This window comes from Psychromonas sp. psych-6C06 (assembly GCF_002835465.1).
GTDB lineage: Bacteria > Pseudomonadota > Gammaproteobacteria > Enterobacterales > Psychromonadaceae > Psychromonas.
In genome coordinates this window covers 256,758-276,335 of the sequence record NZ_PIZM01000002.1, presented here as the reverse complement: position 1 = coordinate 276,335, position 19,578 = coordinate 256,758, and the positions used below count along the sequence as shown (strand labels likewise).

General features: G+C 38.5%; 19 protein-coding genes. 9 read left to right on the top strand and 10 right to left on the bottom strand.

Annotated features, from left to right (window positions below; genetic code table 11):
• Positions 1-568: 568 nt before the first annotated feature.
• The 5 genes from thrA to CW745_RS04360 all read left to right on the top strand — a co-directional run bounded on the left by thrA (position 569) and on the right by CW745_RS04360 (position 9,173).
• A complete protein-coding gene (gene thrA / locus CW745_RS04380; RefSeq protein WP_101107302.1) occupies positions 569-3,028 on the top strand; it encodes a bifunctional aspartate kinase/homoserine dehydrogenase I in 2,460 nt (819 codons plus the stop codon).
• 2 nt (positions 3,029-3,030) lie between these two features.
• Complete coding sequence (thrB, locus tag CW745_RS04375; RefSeq protein ID WP_101107301.1) at positions 3,031-3,987, top strand: homoserine kinase; 957 nt, start codon at positions 3,031-3,033, stop codon at positions 3,985-3,987.
• Positions 3,984-5,261 (top strand): threonine synthase, encoded by a 1,278-nt coding sequence (thrC, locus tag CW745_RS04370; protein WP_101107300.1) that lies wholly within the window; start codon positions 3,984-3,986, stop codon positions 5,259-5,261. Before thrB ends, thrC begins: the two co-directional genes overlap by 4 nt.
• Before the next feature lie 74 nt (positions 5,262-5,335).
• The gene (gene tesB, locus CW745_RS04365; protein WP_101107299.1) at positions 5,336-6,211 is read left to right on the top strand and encodes an acyl-CoA thioesterase II; all 876 of its coding nucleotides are present in this window, start codon (positions 5,336-5,338) and stop codon (positions 6,209-6,211) included.
• 1,300 nt (positions 6,212-7,511) lie between these two features.
• A complete protein-coding gene (locus CW745_RS04360) occupies positions 7,512-9,173 on the top strand; it encodes a SulP family inorganic anion transporter (RefSeq protein WP_101107298.1) in 1,662 nt (553 codons plus the stop codon).
• Between the two features lie 233 nt (positions 9,174-9,406).
• Here the strand turns inward: CW745_RS04360 and CW745_RS04355 are convergent, their stop codons facing one another.
• Together CW745_RS04355 and CW745_RS04350 are read right to left on the bottom strand one after the other, a co-directional pair.
• Entirely contained in the window at positions 9,407-10,045 is a 639-nt protein-coding gene (locus CW745_RS04355) for a DsbA family protein (RefSeq protein ID WP_101107297.1), read from the bottom strand.
• A 331-nt stretch (positions 10,046-10,376) separates the two neighbouring features.
• On the bottom strand, positions 10,377-10,577 hold the full coding sequence (locus tag CW745_RS04350) for a hypothetical protein (RefSeq protein ID WP_193755537.1): 201 nt from the start codon (positions 10,575-10,577) through the stop codon (positions 10,377-10,379).
• A gap of 236 nt (positions 10,578-10,813) precedes the next feature.
• Between CW745_RS04350 and CW745_RS04345 the strand changes: the two genes are divergently transcribed.
• Together CW745_RS04345 and CW745_RS04340 are read left to right on the top strand one after the other, a co-directional pair.
• The gene (locus CW745_RS04345; protein ID WP_101107295.1) at positions 10,814-11,812 is read left to right on the top strand and encodes a hypothetical protein; all 999 of its coding nucleotides are present in this window, start codon (positions 10,814-10,816) and stop codon (positions 11,810-11,812) included.
• Positions 11,805-12,317: a CIA30 family protein gene (locus tag CW745_RS04340; protein ID WP_101107294.1), complete on the top strand. Its 513-nt coding sequence runs from the start codon at positions 11,805-11,807 to the stop codon at positions 12,315-12,317. The genes CW745_RS04345 and CW745_RS04340 overlap by 8 nt, the downstream gene beginning before the upstream one ends.
• Before the next feature lie 58 nt (positions 12,318-12,375).
• Here the strand turns inward: CW745_RS04340 and CW745_RS04335 are convergent, their stop codons facing one another.
• The 6 genes from CW745_RS04335 to grcA form a co-directional block, all read right to left on the bottom strand.
• Positions 12,376-13,110 carry an SDR family NAD(P)-dependent oxidoreductase gene (locus tag CW745_RS04335; RefSeq protein ID WP_101107293.1) on the bottom strand — a complete coding sequence of 245 codons (735 nt, stop codon included), beginning with the start codon at positions 13,108-13,110 and terminating at the stop codon, positions 12,376-12,378.
• On the bottom strand, positions 13,076-13,510 hold the full coding sequence (locus CW745_RS04330) for a DUF393 domain-containing protein (RefSeq protein ID WP_101107292.1): 435 nt from the start codon (positions 13,508-13,510) through the stop codon (positions 13,076-13,078). Before CW745_RS04330 ends, CW745_RS04335 begins: the two co-directional genes overlap by 35 nt.
• Before the next feature lie 27 nt (positions 13,511-13,537).
• On the bottom strand, positions 13,538-13,981 hold the full coding sequence (locus CW745_RS04325; protein WP_193755536.1) for a DUF3429 domain-containing protein: 444 nt from the start codon (positions 13,979-13,981) through the stop codon (positions 13,538-13,540).
• The gene (locus CW745_RS04320) at positions 13,965-14,615 is read right to left on the bottom strand and encodes a flavin reductase (protein WP_101107290.1); all 651 of its coding nucleotides are present in this window, start codon (positions 14,613-14,615) and stop codon (positions 13,965-13,967) included. The genes CW745_RS04325 and CW745_RS04320 overlap by 17 nt, the downstream gene beginning before the upstream one ends.
• A gap of 172 nt (positions 14,616-14,787) precedes the next feature.
• Positions 14,788-16,233, bottom strand: a complete 1,446-nt coding sequence (locus tag CW745_RS04315; protein ID WP_101107289.1) for a coniferyl aldehyde dehydrogenase — start codon at positions 16,231-16,233, stop codon at positions 14,788-14,790.
• Between the two features lie 181 nt (positions 16,234-16,414).
• Complete coding sequence (gene grcA, locus CW745_RS04310; protein ID WP_101107288.1) at positions 16,415-16,795, bottom strand: autonomous glycyl radical cofactor GrcA; 381 nt, start codon at positions 16,793-16,795, stop codon at positions 16,415-16,417.
• Positions 16,796-17,145: 350 nt separating this feature from the next.
• Between grcA and ung the strand changes: the two genes are divergently transcribed.
• Entirely contained in the window at positions 17,146-17,796 is a 651-nt protein-coding gene (gene ung / locus CW745_RS04305) for a uracil-DNA glycosylase (RefSeq protein WP_101107287.1), read from the top strand.
• A 74-nt stretch (positions 17,797-17,870) separates the two neighbouring features.
• Positions 17,871-18,416: a hemerythrin domain-containing protein gene (locus CW745_RS04300; RefSeq protein ID WP_101107286.1), complete on the top strand. Its 546-nt coding sequence runs from the start codon at positions 17,871-17,873 to the stop codon at positions 18,414-18,416.
• Here CW745_RS04300 and ruvX read toward each other — a convergent pair.
• A complete protein-coding gene (gene ruvX, locus CW745_RS04295) occupies positions 18,407-18,847 on the bottom strand; it encodes a Holliday junction resolvase RuvX (RefSeq protein WP_101107285.1) in 441 nt (146 codons plus the stop codon). The genes CW745_RS04300 and ruvX overlap by 10 nt on opposite strands.
• Positions 18,848-18,867: 20 nt before the next feature.
• Complete coding sequence (locus CW745_RS04290; protein ID WP_101107284.1) at positions 18,868-19,533, bottom strand: YqgE/AlgH family protein; 666 nt, start codon at positions 19,531-19,533, stop codon at positions 18,868-18,870.
• Positions 19,534-19,578 lie beyond the last annotated feature (45 nt).

Here is a 19,578-nt window from a genome sequence, read left to right as displayed (position 1 = left end):
ATCATTTTCTAATGTCGCTTGAGTATCTGCTAATTGTTTTCTTCAATGTGCTGATAACGATATTTATTATTTTGTATTTTACGATTACTTTATCTTCGTTAAATAATTAAACAATTCATTTACATTTTTTGCTTTTTATTTGATGTAAATCGCATCTGCTTTGCTAGTGCGCTAAATAAGTGTGATAGCTACCGTTTAAATGGTCTTATTTTAATGCTGGTTACTATAAATAGTTAACATTAAGATAACAACTAGATTGTCTGTTACGCTGGGTTTTAGAGATTGTTCATTGATATGAATCAACCTGATTCTTTTGATGCTTTAAAATAAGCATATTAAGTAGCGAATTGTTTAACACTCTCAAAAGCTTTGCTACAATGCCCTCTCTTTTTTACTTGTGTTGAGTTTAATTAACATGTTATTTAGCCGTTTATTTCATCAATTTAGTCCTGTTGCCGCTGTTTTTTATAAACAAGCTGCATACATCGTTAAATTAATGAGATAAATAACCTTTTAAAACCCGCGCCTATTTGCGGGTTTTTTATTATAGAGAGCAGGAATTCTTTAAATGCGCGTACTTAAATTTGGCGGCACATCGTTAGCAAATGCCGAACGTTTTAATCAAGTTGCTGATATTGTTATTAACAATCAACAGCAGTCTCAAATTGCTTTAGTGTTATCTGCGCCAGCAGGTGTCACTAATAATCTTGTTGCCGTGGTAGAAAAAACCAGTAACGGATTATCAGCTGAAACCCATTTGACTGATATTCAACGTATCTTTGCCGATCTTATTAAAGGCCTTAAAAGCACCTATTCTGAACTTGCTGATGATCTTTTAAGAACCATTTTCGAACGTGAACTAAAGCATTTAAGCGACCTGCTAGAAGGTGTACGCCTTTTATCGCAATGTCCTGCTAGTATCGAAGCGCAAATCTTAAGCAAAGGTGAGTTGTTAAGTATCGCTTGCATGAAACAGCTATTAATCGCCAAAGGGCACACAGTTGAAGTGATCGTGCCTCAACAAAAACTATTGGCGAAAAAAGGCGGTTACTTAGAAGCGCAAATCGATATTGAAGCATCTCGTGCATTATTTGAAGCAGAAGAGATTGTTAAAGGCGCTATATACTTGATGCCTGGCTTTACTGCAGGTAATGCAGAAGGTGAAACACTAGTCTTAGGCCGTAATGGTTCTGATTACTCTGCAGCAGTATTAGCAGCTTGCTTAAAAGCAGAATGTTGCGAAATTTGGACTGATGTAGATGGTGTTTACAGTTGCGACCCGCGTTTAGTTAAAGATGCAAAATTATTGGACTCATTAAGTTATGCAGAAGCGATGGAGCTTTCCTATTTCGGTGCTAAAGTATTGCATCCAAAAACGATTGCACCTATCTCTCAGCATCATATTCCATGTTTGATTAAAAATACCAATAACCCACAAGCTCCTGGTACTTTAATTGGTGGTGAAGTAGACGATAAATTATACGTAAAGGGGATTTCAGACCTTAAAAATATCACCATGATCAGCATCTCTGGTGCAGGTATGAAAGGTATTGTTGGTATGGCTGGCCGTATCTTTACCACTATTTCACGATCTGGCGTTTCTCTGATTTTAATCAGTCAATCTTCTTCAGAGTACAGCTTAAGCTTTGGTATTCACGATGTTGATACCGATAAAACTGTTGCCGTTTTGGAAGAAGAGTTCGCATTAGAGTTCGATAATAAACTACTCGAGCCAATTACTGTTGTCCGTGACCAAGCAATTGTCTCGCTAGTTGGTGATGGCATTAAAAGCACTAAAGGTGTTGCAGCACGTTTCTTAATGGCGTTAAACCAAGCGTCTATTAACGTAACAGCGATTGCAACCTCTTCTGAAGAGCGTTCTATTTCTGCGGTTGTTTCAAATAAAAAATCTCAAGAAGCGGTTATCGCGTGTCACCAGTGTTTCTTTAGTAGCACACAATACATTGACCTATTCCTAATTGGCTGTGGTGGTGTTGGTGGTGCATTAGTTGATCAAATCCATCGTCAAAAAGAGTATTTGGCACAGCGTAACGTCAATATTCGCGTATGTGGTGTGGCAAACAGTCGCGCGATGCTAATGGATGAAAAAGGCATTGAGCTAACCAATTGGCGCGATCTGTTAAAAGATGCAACAGAGCCACTTTCTCTTTCAAAAATGCAAGGTTTAGTCAATGATTCTCATATCATTAACCCTGTGATTGTTGATTGTACAAGTAACGATGCTATCGCAGCCCGTTATGTTGACTTTTTAGGTGCGGGTTTCCACGTAGTAACGGCAAACAAAAAAGCCAATACAAGTAGCATGGATTACTACCATCAGTTACGTTTAACAGCCTTAATGAAACGTCGTAAGTTCCTTTACGATACCAACGTAGGTGCCGGTCTACCAGTTATTGAAAACATGCAGAACCTATTCAATGCGGGTGACCAATTAGTTAAATTTAACGGTATTTTATCGGGTTCATTATCATTTATCTTCGGTAAGTTAGATGATGGCAAGTCATTCTCTGAAGTAACGGCTGAAGCTCGCGCAATGGGCTTCACTGAGCCTGATCCGCGTGATGATTTAAGTGGAACGGATGTAGCGCGTAAATTACTTATTCTTGCACGTGAAGCGGGTATGGAAATCTCATTAGATGATGTTGAAATTCAACAGGCATTACCACCTGGTTTTGATGACTCAGGCACTGCTGATGAATTTATGGCACGTTTACCAGAAGCCGATGCTTACTTTAAAGAGTTACAAGCAAAAGCGGATGAGAAGAATCAAGTGTTACGTTACATCGGTAGTATCGTTGATGGTAAATGTAAATGTAGCATCGAAGCCGTTGATGCAGACGACCCATTAAATAAAGTAAAAGATGGCGAGAATGCCTTAGCGTTTTATAGCCAATATTACCAACCGATCCCATTAGTATTACGTGGTTACGGCGCAGGTACAGAAGTAACAGCTGCTGGCGTATTCGCTGATGTACTACGTACGCTGAATTGGAAACAGGAGTTTTAAATATGTCTCTTGTCGTTTACGCACCCGCTTCAACAGCAAATGTCAGTGTTGGTTTTGATGTATTAGGTGGCGCATTAACACCTATCGATGGCCAGCAATTAGGTGATCGCGTAAAAATTTGCGAAGGCAGTGAAGCGTTTAGCTTTGACTGTGTTGGTCGTTTTGCGCATAAATTACCAACCGATCCCAAAAAGAACATTGTTTATGATTGCTACTTAGCGTTTAAAGAAGCGTTATTAAAAACAGATACAAAGCTATTAAACGTCGATATTACTCTTGAAAAAAACCTACCTGTTGGTAGCGGTTTAGGCTCAAGCTCAAGCTCCATTGTTGCTGCGTTAGAGGCATTAAATGCACTGCATAAGCACCCGCTAGATGAAACAGTTATGCTGGCTATTATGGGTGAGATGGAAGGAATTATCAGTGGTGGCGTACATTACGATAATGTTGCCCCATGTTATTTAGGTGGCATGCAACTGATGATTAATGAAGGCGACATTATTAGTCAAAAAATCCCTTCATTTAAACAGTGGTATTGGGTGGTTGCGTATCCGGGAATCACTATCTCAACGGCTGCTGCTCGTGATATCTTACCTGCGCAGTATCGTTTGAGTGAAACCTTAACTTACGGTCGTCGTTTAGGCGCTTTTGTGCATGCTTGCCACAGCAATCAACCTGAACTTGCTTCAAAAATGCTTAAGGATGTGATTGCAGAACCATATCGTTCACAGCTTATCCCTGGCTTTAAAGAAGCGCGTCAGTTTGCAGATCAAAGTGGTGCTTTAGCGATGGGTATTTCAGGATCAGGTCCTACTGTATTTGCAGTGATGACTGACTTGACTCAAGCTCAATCTTTACAGAATTGGTTAACGGAAAACTTCCTTCAAAACGATGAAGGATTTTGTCATATTTGCCACCTTGATGAACAAGGTGCGCGCGTGTTAGGAACAGAACTATGAATTTATACAACATCTCAGATAACAGCGAACAAGTTAATTTTCAACAGGCCGTAAAACAGGGCCTAGGTCGTGGACAGGGGTTATTTTTTCCTGACACCATCACTCCACTTGCTGATATTGACGCGCTACTTAAAATGAATTTGGTTGACCGTTCAACAGAAATTTTATCGCACCTTATTGGTGATGAGCTAAGTAAAGAAACAGTTAACAGTATTGTTTCACAGGCATTTACCTTTGAAGCACCGGTTAAGAAAGTAACTGATAACATCAATGCACTAGAGCTTTTCCACGGTCCTACGCTTGCATTTAAAGACTTTGGTGGTCGCTTCATGGCGCAATGTCTTGCTTCGTTTAAAGATAACGGAAAAATCACTATTTTAACGGCAACCTCTGGCGATACAGGTGCTGCGGTTGCACATGCTTTTTATGAAATGGAAAACATCGATGTCGTGATTCTTTACCCGAAAGGTAAAATTAGCCCACTACAAGAGAAACTATTTTGTACGTTAGGCAAAAATATTACAACCATTGCAATCGAAGGTACCTTTGATGATTGTCAGGCGATGGTTAAGCAAGCATTTGACGACCAAGAGCTTAAACAAGCGATTGGCCTTAACTCTGCAAATTCAATTAATATCAGTCGCCTTGTTGCACAAATTTGTTACTACTTTGAAGCCTTTGCTCAGTTAGATGAAGCGCAGCGTAAAGCGTTAGTGGTTTCAGTACCAAGTGGTAACTTTGGTGATTTAACAGCTGGACTATTAGCAAAAGCATTAGGCTTACCGATTAAACGTTTTATTGCTGCTACCAACGAAAACGATACTGTGCCACGTTACCTAGCAGGTGAAGCTTGGACGCCAAAAGCGACTATTCCGACGCTGTCAAATGCAATGGACGTTAGTGCACCAAACAACTGGCCACGTATTGAAGAGTTATTTAAAGTAAAAGGTTGGTCGTTAAGCGAGTTAGGTTACGGTAAATTAAGCGATGCGGAAACGAAAGAAACCTTAGTTGCGATGGACAAACTCGGTTATGAATGTGAACCGCATGGTGCAATTGCATACAGTGAATTAACAAAGCAGCTTAAAGAGGGCGAAACAGGCTTGTTCCTATGTACTGCTCACCCTGCCAAATTTAAAGAGAGTGTTGAAGAGATCTTAGGGCGTGATATTTTCATTCCAGAAGCATTAGCTTCACGTGCTGATTTAGACTTACTTTCTAAAGAGATGCCGGTTGATTTTGCACAAGTGCGTGCATTATTAATGGCACTATAATCGTTTATAAATAAACGGCTTTCATGAATTTTAAGGGCGTTTTACGCCCTTTTTCTTTTTGCGGAGAACTAAAGATGGGAAAAGTATTAAATGATTTACTCAGTCAGCTTAGTTTAGAGAAGCTAGAGGAGAATCTATTTCGTGGGCAGAGCCAAGACCTTGGGTTAGGCCTTGTCTTTGGTGGACAGGTGATGGGACAGGCTATTTCTGCAGCTAAAGAGACTGTGTGTGAAGGACATCAAGTACACTCTTTCCACTCTTACTTTTTACGTGCAGGTAAAACAGACCGACCTATTGTTTATGATGTTGAACGTATTCGTGATGGACGAAGCCTTTCAGCACGACGTATTAAAGCAATTCAAGATGGTAAAGCAATTTTCTATATGACTGCTTCTTTTAAAGCGCGTGAAAAAGGCTTTGAACATCAAGATAGTATGCCTAGTGCGCCTGATCCAGAAGCACTGATTTCAGAGCAAGACATGGCGCTCATTCATACTGATATGTTACCCGATAATATTCGTGACAAACTGGTATGTGAAAAGCCAATAGAAATGCGTCCTGTAACTTTTGTGCACCCTGTTGAGCCAGAAGTAGAGCCTCCTAAACGTTTAGTCTGGTTTAAAGCGAATGGTAAAATGCCAAATGACTTGCGCATACACCGCTATCTTTTAGCTTATGCCTCAGATTTTAACTTTTTACCAACAGCGCTTCAGCCACATGGGGTGTCTTTTTTAACCCCTGGTATGCAAGTGGTAACGGTTGATCATTCAATGTGGTTTCATCATGATTTTCGTTTGGATGATTGGCTTTTATATGCAGTTGAAAGCACTGTTGCTTCTGATGGTCGTGGTTTAGTGCGCGGTCAATTTTTTACCCGAGATGGATTATTAGTCGCTTCAACTATACAAGAGGGACTTATTCGTAAGAAGAGGGTGCCAAAACAGGCGTAATGGAATACTAAAAATGGCGATTTACTTGTAGCCATTTTTAGTGTTTATTTTCTGCAAGTGTAAATTTTCTTATATCTCTCACCCTGTAATGTCATCTCCGCTAGAAAAAAGCGATTCATTAACCGTGTAAAAATATCAGACTTGGTCTGTTAAACCTTCGGCTGCATTGATTATATTTTTTTACTTTTTCGACTATTTATGTGGAATATCTATAGCATGTAGAGTCTGTTCCGCATGCATATTAATACCAAAAAAATTAAAAGGCAGACAGTTTTTTTGTTAAAATTTACAGTACCTGTATTGTGAGTCTTTAAGGGGAAATAACTTACTTCTGCACCTTACACTTTGGTAATTTAAATTTTCCTATGTAAGACCAAATCCATTAAATAATCGATCCTTTTTACTGGTTAAAATAAGCTATCTCTGCGTTAAAAGTTTTACAAATAGAACAAATATTTACTGTAACTTTCGCCTTGTGCTACCTCCTTTTTCCTGCGTAAAATTTGAACACTATATTAGTGGAATTGGTATAATCCCAAACCTTTCCGAATAACCTCAGTTCTGGATAAGCAAATCGATACAATACCACTATTTGCGCGAATTTCGGCGTTAAATCATCTACCAATAACCCGTTATTGCGACGATAATTTACCTTGAATTACACAAAACTAACGGCGCTGTATTATAAAAGCAGCAACAGGATGATTTTAAACGCTATAACGCTTCCATTAACCAGAATTGAGGTTAAAGACTATTGCTATAAGCTGATAACGACAAAGAGAAGTTGGAAAGATTGAGGTGCCTTATAACGATACGTTATTAATTGGTTAAGATAGTTTTAGTAAATTAACACTATTCTGTTTATACTCGTTTCGGCACTCACTTGTGAACCTAGTGTTATATTTATTCCTCTGAATAAATAGCAGATCTATTTGTTGTTCGAAAATAACTTATTGCTGCGTTATAAGTTTTTCAAAAGAAAAATTATAATTAATCGCTTTGTCATGCTGAGAGAGAGTAATACCAATCGAATTAAGTATGTGAACTAAATTTTGTTCAGGAAAAATGATTTAACTCAAGGTGAAGTTTGACGTAAATGCTTGTCCCCTTTGCGAAAATTTCAACGAAGAGATAAGTTATTTTAACCAGTAAAATAATTCAGCTATTTACTTAGTTTGGTATAAACAACTCCATTTCTCAAAGACAGCAATTTGCTTGATTTTCCCGAATAAAATTTAGATAAGTAAACTTAATTAGATAGCTATTATCTGTTGTTACACGGACTGTGGAGGATTAACTCTTGTTTGGAAATCGTTTTGAAAATATTAATCTAAAGGGTGATCTGTTTGGTGGTGTTACTACGGCAATCATCTCTTTACCGTTGGCCCTTGCATTTGGCGTTGCCTCCGGAGCTGGTGCTGAGGCAGGGCTTTGGGGCGCTATTATGGTGGGCTTTTTTGCTGCGCTATTTGGTGGCTCAAATACGTTAATCTCTGAGCCAACCGGGCCGATGACGGTGATTATGACTGCAGTGTTGACTGGTATGATGGCAAAATATCCTGAAACGGGTATGGCGATGTCTTTTACTGTCGTGATGATGGCTGGTGCGTTCCAAATATTGTTAGGGACGCTCAAGCTGGGTAAATATGTCACACTGATGCCCTATAGTGTTATTTCTGGGTTTATGTCTGGTATTGGTGTCATCCTTATTATCTTACAGCTGTCGCCCCTATTAGGGCATGCAGCACCAGCTGGCGGGGTTATTGGTACTCTTACCTCGATTCCGGAGCTGTTTGCTAATATTAAGTTCAGTGAGCTCATATTGGGGCTTTTGACTTTAGCTGTGCTCTTTTTCTTCCCTAACAAATTCCGTAAATATGTGCCAGCGCAATTGGTTGCATTAGTCGCGGTGACGTTATTATCAGTGTTCCTATTTGATACTGATAGTATTCGCCGAATTGGTGAAATTCCTGCTGGTTTACCTTCGTTAGTTATTCCTCATTTTAATGCTGAAATGTTTACTACTATGGTCGTTGATGCGCTTGTTTTGGGAACTCTTGGCTGTATTGATACCCTGTTGACTGCTGTTATTGGCGATTCATTAACACGTAAAGAACATGATTCTGATAAAGAGTTACGTGGTCAAGGTATTGCTAATATGCTTTCGGGACTATTTGGTGCATTACCAGGTGCAGGAGCAACAATGGGAACCGTGACCAATATTCAAGTAGGCGCGCGTTCACCCGTTTCAGGTATCGTACGTGCATTGGTTTTAGCATTAGTGGTATTGGTTGCTGGAGGCTTAACTGAGCCGATTCCAATGGCGGTATTAGCAGGTATTGCGGTGTATGTTGGTTTTAACATATTAGATTGGAGTTTTATCCAACGCGCTCACAAAGTCAGCTTGCAGGGTATGGCGGTGATGTACGGGGTAATGTTCTTAACTGTTTTTGTTGATTTAATTGTAGCGGTTGGTTTAGGGGTATTTATCTCTAACATTATTATCATTGAGCAGCTGAGTCGTGAACAAGCGCGTAAGGTTAAAGCGATCAGTGATGCCGATGAAAATGATGTGCCATTAAGTAAAAATGAACGTGTTATCTTGGATAAAACTAATGGCCAGGTGTTATTTTTCTATCTATCTGGGCCGATGATCTTTAGTGTCTCCAAAGCTATCTCGCGTCAACATACGAGTATTGCTGATTATCAAGTGATGATTTTAGATTTAACTGATGTGCCAATGATAGATGTCACTGTTGGACTTGCGCTTGAGAATGCAGTAAAAGATGCCTTAGATGCCAATTGTGAAGTGTTGTTAGTCTGCCCACATCAGCAAACTAGCCAACAATTAGAGAAGTGTCACGTGCTAGAGTTAATTCATCATAGTAATAACTTTTCATCACGTGAAAAGGCATTACGCGCTTCTTTACAGTATGTTGAGGGGCAAACGCTGACCGCTTAATTGATTAGTGGCTTTTAAAAGGGGCATTGCGAGTTTGCAATGCCCCTTTTTTTATAAACTTAACTTGGTGGCTCAACTAATAGCAAACGAGATGAATAGCTGATCTATTTTAGCGATTAAAGCAACTTACCTCTTTCCTTAATCTTTATCAAAAAAAACAATGTGCTACGTTAATATTTGCCTTGGGTTAAGTCACTTTTTCTGCGTAAATTTAGAGCACATACTTAATTCGATTAATGGTATAAAGCCACTATTTCATTAAAACTATTTTGCCAGTGATGATAATCGATGGAAATCGCATGATGTTGGCCATTCACCGTTAATACTAACGAAGGAAACCCTTGAATCGGTAGTTGGCGCACGGATTCTATTTCTGTTTGTAGTTGTTGCTCAATCAAAGGGGCGTGTAATGCTTGACTAAAGTCGTGCTGATTTAAACCGAGCTTAGCGGCAAGTGCCATCAGCGTGTCACTGTCGGAAGGGTTTTGAGCTTGAAGGTAATAGGCGTGTTGAATCGCTAAAATCATCTGCTCTTCATGGCCTGATTTTCTGGCAATTAAGCAAGCACGGCAAGCGGGATAGGTTGAACGCCTTGGAGTACATTGTTGCCAGAAGTCGAAGTTAAATGTTGTGCCGAGTTGTGCTGCTATCTTATGCCAAGTTTGCTGCAGAAAGTGTTGCATATCTTGTGGCATTTCATGCTCAGAGTCAGGCGCTAAACCGCCTACACGATATTGAATCTGAATGTTTGGGAACTCTGTTTGTAGTGCTTTTTTTAGTGCTAGCCAGGTTGGCCTATAACCCCAGCACCAACTGCACATCGGGTCATAAACATAATATAGCTGTATTGAGTTTGATGAAGTATCTGACATAAACATTTATCCAATTGTTTGCACGAGGAAACTTATACCAATTCCAGTAAAAGCTGATCTATTTAACTGGTTAAAATAACTTATTTCCACGTTGTAAGTTTCGCAAAGGGAACAACCATTTACATCAACTTACGCCTTGAGTTAAGCCATTTTCCCTGCGTTAAATTTAGATCACATACTTAATGGAATTGGTATTAAAATTATCTTATTAAGCAGGATAATATACAGCAATGATAAGGAGCAACTTTCATCTTTCATAAAAGATAACTTACTATACGATGCTTAATCATTACTTTTAAACACTATGTCGCATGACTAAATTTAGTTCTCATTAGCTACAACCCAAGTCGTGTAAAGCGCAATAGGTTTTTGATGCGTGGAGAGGGGCTTCTGTTTTACCGTAAAGGTTCTCTATATGTTTAAGCACTTCATCTCTTTTGAGCATTAATGCCCAATCACGCAGGGTCATATTGCTATTGTTTTTTAGCTTTATATCACCACCATAAGTTAATAACAGCTTGAGTATTTCCAAATCACCTTTAAAAGCTGATGCCATTAACAATGTGATTTTTAATATACGGTGCCGTTAGTTTTGCGTAATTAAAACAGCAACCCGCCTAAATAGCGATATTGTCTCATTTTTCTTATCCCGAACTTAGGCTAGATAGGTATAAAGCAGATTAATTATCATCAATAATCTGGCTAGAGTGAACTAATTTGGATTGTGTTGCGTATAACTGCTTATATCAGTAGCTAAAGGAAACACAAATGACCAAAGAAGTTCCATTACGGTTAGGTGAAAAGGTGATGCCAAAAGCACCTTTAGTGCAATTGAATAATGGTCAATACTGCATTCCACAACATTACTTAACCTATCATCATACCTTAGACAGTGTTGAGTCATTAATCTGTGACATAGAGTATGACCCGAGATATGTGGTTTTTGTCGCAAATAGCGGTGAAGATATTTACTTGCAAGTTGGTGTCGTTGGTCATGATAATTATCATAAGGGAGCAGATCTCAATAAATTAAAGTTATTATTTGGCCGAAAATGGCGCGTTGAACCGGAGTTATCTACTTCAGAGGTCATTCAGACTGTGTTTTTGGCGATCAAAAAATCCCGTGAACATGAAGTTCGAGAGTTATTTAAGCTGTCAATGAATGACAGTATTACCACACCATTTAATACGCACATTGATCTTCCGCTAATGGCTGAGTATTACAAAGAAAAACAAAATTTACCTGATACTGCGCTACAGGTAGATGAAGCTGAACATGTTAAGCGCGTATTAAAAGCGATTGATTATGATAACTGTCAGCTGTTTTTGCACTGTCTTGAGCAACGCGCTAATGGTTTATGGCTAGTGGATATTGATGTAATACAAAGTGAGCAAAGTAGTCTTGATGAGTTAGCAGGTGTACGTTTATACCTTCAAGTATCAGATCTTTCGGTTAATGCGCTTAGTCGTGCATTAATGGATGAATTTATTCGATTAAGTGATGCACACGTAGATAAACATTTTAGTTATCGAGGTTTCCACCGGTTCGATCCTGCCATTGATATTGTAGATATCGCAGATCTTTCACAGCAGACCCGGAAGCATGAATTATCTGCACACTTTTCAGATGAGTTTAAGAAAAGTAATTACGAAGTTGATCAAAGACGTATTCCACCTGTAAAACAGGGCGCTTTAGCTGAAAAGCATAGTGCGATTCTTAAGCAGTTTAATTTAAAGCCTAGTCAGAGCATCGATAAGCATGAATAAAATTTACCGAGATTTTATTTTTGATCAATCAGATATGCAGTCTTGGCGCATTATTAACGATAGTGTGATGGGAGGACTATCAACCGGAAATACTGTTCAAAAAGCACAAAGTATATGTTTTTTCGGACGTGTAAAAATAGAAAATAATGGCGGCTTTACAAGCAGTTATAGAAAGTTACCCCCATTAGATAAACAATTGAATGCGGTGGCTATCGACATTGACGGAGATGGAAATAGTTACCAACTGAGGATGCGAACTGTTGTAAGCAACACTTTATTAGACCCTCAATCGGTTTATAAAATAGATTTTCAAACTATTGTAGGAAAACGGCAACAGTTGCTATTTAAATTAGCTGATTTTAGCGCTTCGCTAAGAGGAAAAATAATTACCGACGCACCTGCTTTGAAGGCTGAGAATATCACTGAAATTGGCTTTTTAATTGCACCTAAATGTGAAAAGGTCTTTAGTTTAGATGTCTATCAGGTTAAGTTTTTACACCTTTAAAAAGCAGGTGTAAATCATACTTTCTAAAGGTAATTTTTTTGAACAATCTAATCTTGTATCACCAAGGTATCTCTTTGCCCTGCCAATCAATAAAGCTAAGTTGACCATCTACTTCAATTTTTTCAACTAATTGTAAAAGTTGCTCAGCCACAAAATCAGTACTGAATAGTTTTTCTGCAGGCACATTTTTCTGAAAAGGCTGAGAAAGTGGTGTGTCTGTTGTACCTGGGTGAAAAGAGATAAGTTTAATGTTTTTATTGCTTCTGCCCAACTCAATAGATGCTGATTTTAGTAACATATTAAGCGCAGCTTTAGAGGCGCGATAGCTATACCAGCCTCCAAGTTTATTGTCTCGAATACTGCCAACACGAGCACTAAAAAAAGTTATTTTTACAGCCTGTTTAGATGCAACTTGTGGAATAAGGTGTTGTAACCATATCAGTGGCGTCAAGGCATTACTATTCATGACTGACATCATGCTCTTTGCTGAAAATTGAGATAGTGCTTTTTCTGGCTTTATGGTCGCTGTGTGCAGTACGCCAAGGCAAATAAATACTTGTGTTATCGGTGCGTGTTGTATTTTATGAAGTTGTTGTAATGCACTTTTAATCGATTCTTCATCATAATTCTCAATCAAAATTTGTTGGCTACTGGCAAACATTGTTTGTTGGTAATAGTCGAGGTTACGACTAACTAGCACTATTTTTTGGTTGTCATGAGTCGTCATTTTACGTGCTAACGCCTTTGCAATTCCGCTATTAGCGCCGATGATCAGTGTTGTTTGGATTTCCATAACAAGTTCCTGTTGAGCAACGCTTAGTACCGATTGAAAAGCGCTGTGAGATAAATTGAGAAATAGGATAGCGATAATTTGCCAGTAATAAATAAGCTTGGTGTGAAACCTGTTTAATCACAGGAAACTGTAGTGGGGCAACCCAGACCCCTTTTCCGACCAGTGACCATGCTCGATGAGTAACATCTAAAGCAAGTAACTGTTTGCCTTGGTATAAACCATGTAAAATTTGTAGTGCTTTAGTGACGCTAATTTCTGGAAATCGGGTGCGAAACTCTGGTTGATGAATATCTTCTAAAATGATTCGATTGTACTTGTCTGCCCGTTTAAGTTTTTGCATCTCTAGGCTACATAATGGACATTTACCATCGTAAAATATGGTCAGTTTATCATTTTTCATCTTTTGCTCCTTAAGCAGCGTTATCCATTAAAACCATGCCAGAAATGCTACCGCATGTAAGATGAGCACCACAAAGGTTAATGTTAAACGCATGGTAAAGTAGGGAGTAAACCACAGCATTTCTCTATTTTTATTGAGCATATACTCTGCAATAAGTAAGCTTAAATAGCCTACAGGTAAGAATATCAGCGAATAATAAAGTGGCATAAATAGCCATATGTAGGCATATAAGCAAAATAGATTACTGGTTATCTGGGTAGCCGAATAAGTCGTATTAGGATCTTTACGCCACAGGGTGCCAGCGAGAAAAGTCAGGATAATAACACTATAAAACTGAAATGCTTGTTGGGGATTAAATAGCATGTTGCTAATTGTGTTTTGCTCAAATAACTTAAATAGCCATAAGCAACCCACAAAGGGTAATAATCCTAGATACCCAAGCCATTGCCAGCTTTTAATTGTTGCTTTCATCGCTTTTTCCTCCAATATAAGTGGCTCCATTTACTAGTAAGGGTTTATTTTCTACCCCCTTTTTAGCGTAACTTAATCGATTTAAACGTTGATTTTTGTGGTAACTATCGATGCCGGAAACGCTTACGGTTTGTAATGACTCAATATCAATATAGCCATCATCTTGTATGGCCTCATCAGCACAAATAACATGCTCTATTTGACCAATAATGAATTGTGTGTTGTTTAATTCAATAGGAATTATTTGCTTTAAGTTCACTGCGTATTTTAATTGGCTCTGCTCAACAAAAGGGGCTTCAATATTATCAATGTAATTGGTTGATAAGTTGCAGTGTGAGAATTCACTTTCGTATTTACCATATCGTGCAGAAGTTTGATGTGCCTGTTGATAGAAGGGTTGCGATACTTGATTAATGGTGTAACTTTTGGTTGCGATAATATTATTGAGAGTATGGCGCGCATTATTATCTGGGCGCATCACAAAGCCCACTAACGCAGGGTTTGTACCGAGGTGCACAACTGAACTTATGATAGCGAGGTTAGTATTACCATCCTTGTCCTGCGTGGCAATTAAATTGGCGCTTTTAAAGCCAGATAAACTGTTTATAAAGTGTGCTCGAAAACGTTCGGGCATCTGCTTTATAGCATCTTCGCTAAAATGTTTAAAATTGATATGTTTCCCCTAATCGGTTTACGAACTAAACAATACGATAGTTAAGGGGAAAAAGATCTGCAATTTTACAACTGACTACTTATCTAGAAAAGTATTGTCAGTAAGCGATTAATAAAACGTGACTGTTTATCGATTAACGAATAAACAGCCTGTAAATTAATTTGTGGATTAATTTACCCGTCGGTGGAAAGGCAGATTTTGTTGTGTTTATTTTACCTTTTTTAAAAACACTTTTAGCATTAGAAAAGGTGATAAAACCTTCATGGCCATGATAACGCCCCATACCAGACTGACCAACTCCGCCAAAAGGAAGATCATCTTGTGCTACGTGTACGGTGGCATCATTGAGGCAAACGCCACCGGATTGGGTATTTTGCAATACTTTTTGCTGTAGTAGTTTGTCGTGGCTACATAGGTAAAGTGCGAGGGGAGTTGGGCGCTCATTAATATATTGGATAGCGTTGTCGATGTGGTCATAACTGACAATCGGTAAAATAGGTCCGAATATTTCATCTTGCATAACAGCCATATCGGCATTCACTTGCGTTATTAAAGTGAGTGTTAACTTACCCTTTGCCACACAGTCTTTCAGAGCATCATCGCCTATGTGGATCACTGTCGCGCCTTTATCACGTGCATCCTCGATGAGTCCCGTTAAACGCGCTAATTGTTGCGAATTAATGATCGCAGTATAATCATCATTGTTTGCTATCGTTGGATACATACGATTAAATTGTTTGGCAATCGTCTTTTGCAATGCTTCAACTTTTTCAGCGGGACATAAAATATAATCGGGAGCAACGCAGGTTTGCCCTGCATTAACTGTTTTACCAAATATAAATCGACTGACTGCATCATCAAGTGAAATATCATCAGCAATAATCGTTGGTGACTTGCCACCTAATTCTAGCGTAACTGGGGTTAAATTAGCTGATGCTGCTTGCATTACCTTTTTCCCCACTGCCGTTGAACCGGTAAATATAAGGTGGTCAAAGGGCTGCTTTGAAAAATGCTCTGCGACGGCGACTCCGCCAGTAAATAGGGCGACTTGAACTTCACTGAAAATACTCGCTAGCATCTGTTTAACGATTTGATTGGTACGTGGCGTGAACTCAGACATTTTAATCATTGCTCTATTGCCCGTCGCTAATGCAGTCGTGAGTGGGCCAAGCGCTAAAAAAAGTGGGTAGTTCCATGGCGCAATGATGCCAATTACACCTATTGGTTGATAACTGACAAATGCTTGACCTGGTTGGAATAAAGTACCTACATGGCGTTTATTTGGTTTCATCCATTTTTTTAATCGCTTGAGTGTGTAGTTTATGCCCGTAATGGTGGGTAAAAGATCACCCATCTTACTATCATGGTAACTACGGTGACCAAAGTCATCACTCATCGCCTGTAAAAGAGGAGTTTGATAACGGAGCAGGGCGCCCTTTAATTTTTTTAAGTCGTCTAAGCGATCAGTTAAACTCGGATAAGGTTGTAATTTGAAATGTTGTTGCTGTTTGCTTAAGCAATGATCTAGCTTTATTTGCTGCGCTTTATCGTGCTCTGGCGTATAGCTATTTTCGGCCATAATCCTTCTCCGTATATTTATGAGGCTTGATGTGATATTTCACAGTAAATCATTGTTGCTACGGAGACAACTAAGAGTCTGATATTTATAAATATCCTTAAAATAAAAAACGCCCAGTTATTAGCTAACTGGGCGTTTTGAAAAAGATCAACGTGTACTCCACGTTGCTAGCTTTAGTAATTTATAGAGATTCAGTAAATGTACGTGCCATTACGTCAGCTTTTTGCTCTTTAGTTAAAGAGTTAAAACGAACTGCGTAACCAGATACACGAATAGTTAACTGTGGGTATTTCTCTGGGTGATCGATTGCGTCTTGAAGTGTTTCACGACGTAGTACATTCACATTTAAATGCTGACCACCTTCCTGTGCTGCTGGTGCTTGCACTGCAACTTCTTTATATTCGATGTTGCCAAGGTCTGCAATTGCAATCACTTGATCTTCTTCAAATGCATTATCTTTAACACATAAACAACGCGCTTGAGCATTTGCTTCATCTAATAACCAAAATGAGTTAAGAAGAGATGCATTGTCAGATTTCGTAATTTGAATACCAAAAGCCATGTTGTGCTCCTTTATTAGTCCAATGTATGTAATAAAATTACAGTTTAGTAACATTTAAACAAAAATTACAAACTGCGTTTAATAAATCTACAGTGATTATATGGCCAACTTTGCTTGATGTAAATCAATAATCACATATTTTTTGTATGGATTAATTGGCGCTTTATTGTCCAGTATCAATGTTATTTTTATAATAGGATCTTTTGCTAAATAAGGCTTTGTTTTAGGTCAATTTTGCGCGATGTAATAATACATCATAGTGTAATGTTAATTATTTGTTAATGTAAAGTTATTATTTAACAATTGCTTATGTGTTATATTTGTCAATAAACTAAAAGTAAGGAACAAAAATGAACTGGGAAATGTTTATTAACTTAGAGCAGAATAAATCTTATTATCAAGCGCTGACTATTTTCTTAGAAAATGAAAAAAAACAGGGGAAAAAGATATACCCAAGCGAAGCTTTGTATTTCAATGCATTAAAACTAACACCGTTAGAAAAAATTAAAGTTGTAATTTTAGGACAAGATCCCTATCACGGAGAAGGTCAAGCGCATGGTTTAAGCTTTTCAGTACCGGATGGAGTAAAAATTCCCCCTTCACTACGCAATATATATAAAGAGTTAGCATCTAGTGTTGATGGTTTTGTGCCCCCTGAATCAGGAAATTTAACCCATTGGGCTGAGCAGGGAGTATTATTATTAAATGCAGTATTAAGCGTTGAAAAAAGTAATGCCGGGAGCCATGCCAATCAGGGCTGGGAAACCTTTACTGATAATGTCATTAAACAGATTAGCGAAACACAATCGAATATTATTTTTTTACTGTGGGGAAGTTATGCACACAAGAAAGGGCGTTTGATTGATACAACTAAACATCATGTATTGAAATCAACACACCCATCACCATTATCAGCTTATCGTGGCTTTTTAGGCTGTGATCATTTTAAATCGGTTAATGAGATATTACTCAATAAAGGTGAAAATAAGATCAATTGGTAAGTTTGATTTAGCCCAGAGTTTTTTTATTTTGGAGTCATTATACTGGGCATCTATTCTAATCATGAGAATCTAATATGCTAGAAACTATTCATAATGATCATCGCAATATTAATCAGTTACTAAGAATTTTACGTAAAAAAATTAACCTATTAGAGAATGATGAAAAAGTTGATTTCCGTTTAGTAAAAGCGATGATCAATTATTTACGAAACTACGCTGATAAATACCATCATCCGATGGAAGATCTGATTTATGCCTATTATCTGAAATATCGTGTTGTACCAGATGAAGTTGCTAATCGTTTAGCGCGAGAGCATAAGAAAATAAAAGAGGTGACTATTGCGCTAGATGAGTTAGTTGAAATGGTGTTATTGGATGCTATTGTGCCTAAAGATCAGTTGATTGAAAAATTATCGGAGTTTGTTGAAATGCAAGCCGTCCACCTTATGTACGAAGAATCACAAATTTTACCTGATATTAAAAACAGTTTATCAGCAGATGATTGGCTTAATCTTGAACAACAGTGGCAACATAATCATTATGATGATCCACTGTTTGGCGATAATATTAGCGAGGAGTATAAAAGCCTAGCTGAACGAATTAATCAACATCAAGCCTGATCGTAATAACTTTCCATCCAGCTTTCTAATATTAAGGCAGCGGAGACGCTGTCTACTTTGCCCTTGTCTAATGCTTTAAAACCACCGCGCTCAAAAATAAACTCTTTAGCACTGGCCGTTGTTAGGCGCTCATCCTGTAAAGCGATCGTGACGCCAAATCGGCCATTAAGACGGTTAGCAAATTTTTTAGCGCGTTGCGTGATTGCTTGCTCTGTCCCATCCATATTAAGTGGTAAGCCAACCACCACCAGATCGGGTTGCCACTCTTTAATCACTTTTTCGACAGTTTCCCAATTAGGGATACCATCATTAGCTTTAATTGCATGAATAGGTTGTGCGGTTGCAGTTATCATTTGGCCCGTTGCGACACCAATACTTTTGGTGCCAAAATCAAATCCAAGTAATGCTTTTGGGGCTTGGGATATAGTCATAGTAATTATTATACCTGCTGTTAAGCATGGCCACTTGAGGTGGTTAATTGCTCGGGAGTAATGCCTAAGCGCTGTAAAGATTCACTCCAGCGTTTTTCGACGGGCGTATTAAAGATGATCTCATTTTCACTCTCAATGGTGAGCCAATGATTATCATTCATCTCTTGTTCAAGCTGCCCAGCGCTCCAGCTTGCATAACCTAAGGTCACCATGTACTTTTGTGGTTCATTTTCGGTACCAAGAGTAGATAACACTATATTGGAGTTAGACATTAATAGTTGATCATTGAGCGCGGTACTTTGTGAATTATCATCCAGTGGACTGTGTAATACAAAGCCACGCTCTAGTTCCAGTGGACCACCTAAAAACACCGGATTTGTAAGCGGTGGCTCTGGTTGATGTTTGATCGTTTCTACATTTTTCAGTAATTCTTGCACTGTGAGTTTGACTGGGAAGTTAATAATAAATCCCATTGCACCCTCTGCATCATGCTCACAGAGATAAACGACTGACTTTTTAAAGTAGGGGTCAGTCAGTGCCGGCATCGCAATTAAGAAATGATTCTTTAAAGTGTTAATGACCTCTGTCTTATCGCTATCAACGCAGATATCATCAATTTCATAGGTGTCATGTGCATCATGAGAATCTTGTTTAGAGTCACTGCTATTATTTTTATTATCAGTCATGTGAATCTCCTTGGGGTTGCCATACATAATAAGTATGGCAACTTA

Bases quoted from the DNA above. Each gene is read 5' to 3' on its own strand.
- thrA (WP_101107302.1), top strand. From the start codon at position 569: ATGCGCGTACTTAAATTTGGCGGCACATCGTTAGCAAATGCCGAACGT.
- thrB (WP_101107301.1), top strand. From the start codon at position 3,031: ATGTCTCTTGTCGTTTACGCACCCGCTTCAACAGCAAATGTCAGTGTT.
- thrC (WP_101107300.1), top strand. From the start codon at position 3,984: ATGAATTTATACAACATCTCAGATAACAGCGAACAAGTTAATTTTCAA.
- tesB (WP_101107299.1), top strand. From the start codon at position 5,336: ATGGGAAAAGTATTAAATGATTTACTCAGTCAGCTTAGTTTAGAGAAG.
- CW745_RS04355 (WP_101107297.1), bottom strand. From the start codon at position 10,045: ATGTCAGATACTTCATCAAACTCAATACAGCTATATTATGTTTATGAC.
- CW745_RS04345 (WP_101107295.1), top strand. From the start codon at position 10,814: ATGACCAAAGAAGTTCCATTACGGTTAGGTGAAAAGGTGATGCCAAAA.
- CW745_RS04340 (WP_101107294.1), top strand. From the start codon at position 11,805: ATGAATAAAATTTACCGAGATTTTATTTTTGATCAATCAGATATGCAG.
- CW745_RS04335 (WP_101107293.1), bottom strand. From the start codon at position 13,110: ATGGAAATCCAAACAACACTGATCATCGGCGCTAATAGCGGAATTGCA.
- CW745_RS04330 (WP_101107292.1), bottom strand. From the start codon at position 13,510: ATGAAAAATGATAAACTGACCATATTTTACGATGGTAAATGTCCATTA.
- CW745_RS04325 (WP_193755536.1), bottom strand. From the start codon at position 13,981: ATGAAAGCAACAATTAAAAGCTGGCAATGGCTTGGGTATCTAGGATTA.
- CW745_RS04320 (WP_101107290.1), bottom strand. From the start codon at position 14,615: ATGCCCGAACGTTTTCGAGCACACTTTATAAACAGTTTATCTGGCTTT.
- CW745_RS04315 (WP_101107289.1), bottom strand. From the start codon at position 16,233: ATGGCCGAAAATAGCTATACGCCAGAGCACGATAAAGCGCAGCAAATA.
- grcA (WP_101107288.1), bottom strand. From the start codon at position 16,795: ATGGCTTTTGGTATTCAAATTACGAAATCTGACAATGCATCTCTTCTT.
- ung (WP_101107287.1), top strand. From the start codon at position 17,146: ATGAACTGGGAAATGTTTATTAACTTAGAGCAGAATAAATCTTATTAT.
- CW745_RS04300 (WP_101107286.1), top strand. From the start codon at position 17,871: ATGCTAGAAACTATTCATAATGATCATCGCAATATTAATCAGTTACTA.
- ruvX (WP_101107285.1), bottom strand. From the start codon at position 18,847: ATGACTATATCCCAAGCCCCAAAAGCATTACTTGGATTTGATTTTGGC.
- CW745_RS04290 (WP_101107284.1), bottom strand. From the start codon at position 19,533: ATGACTGATAATAAAAATAATAGCAGTGACTCTAAACAAGATTCTCAT.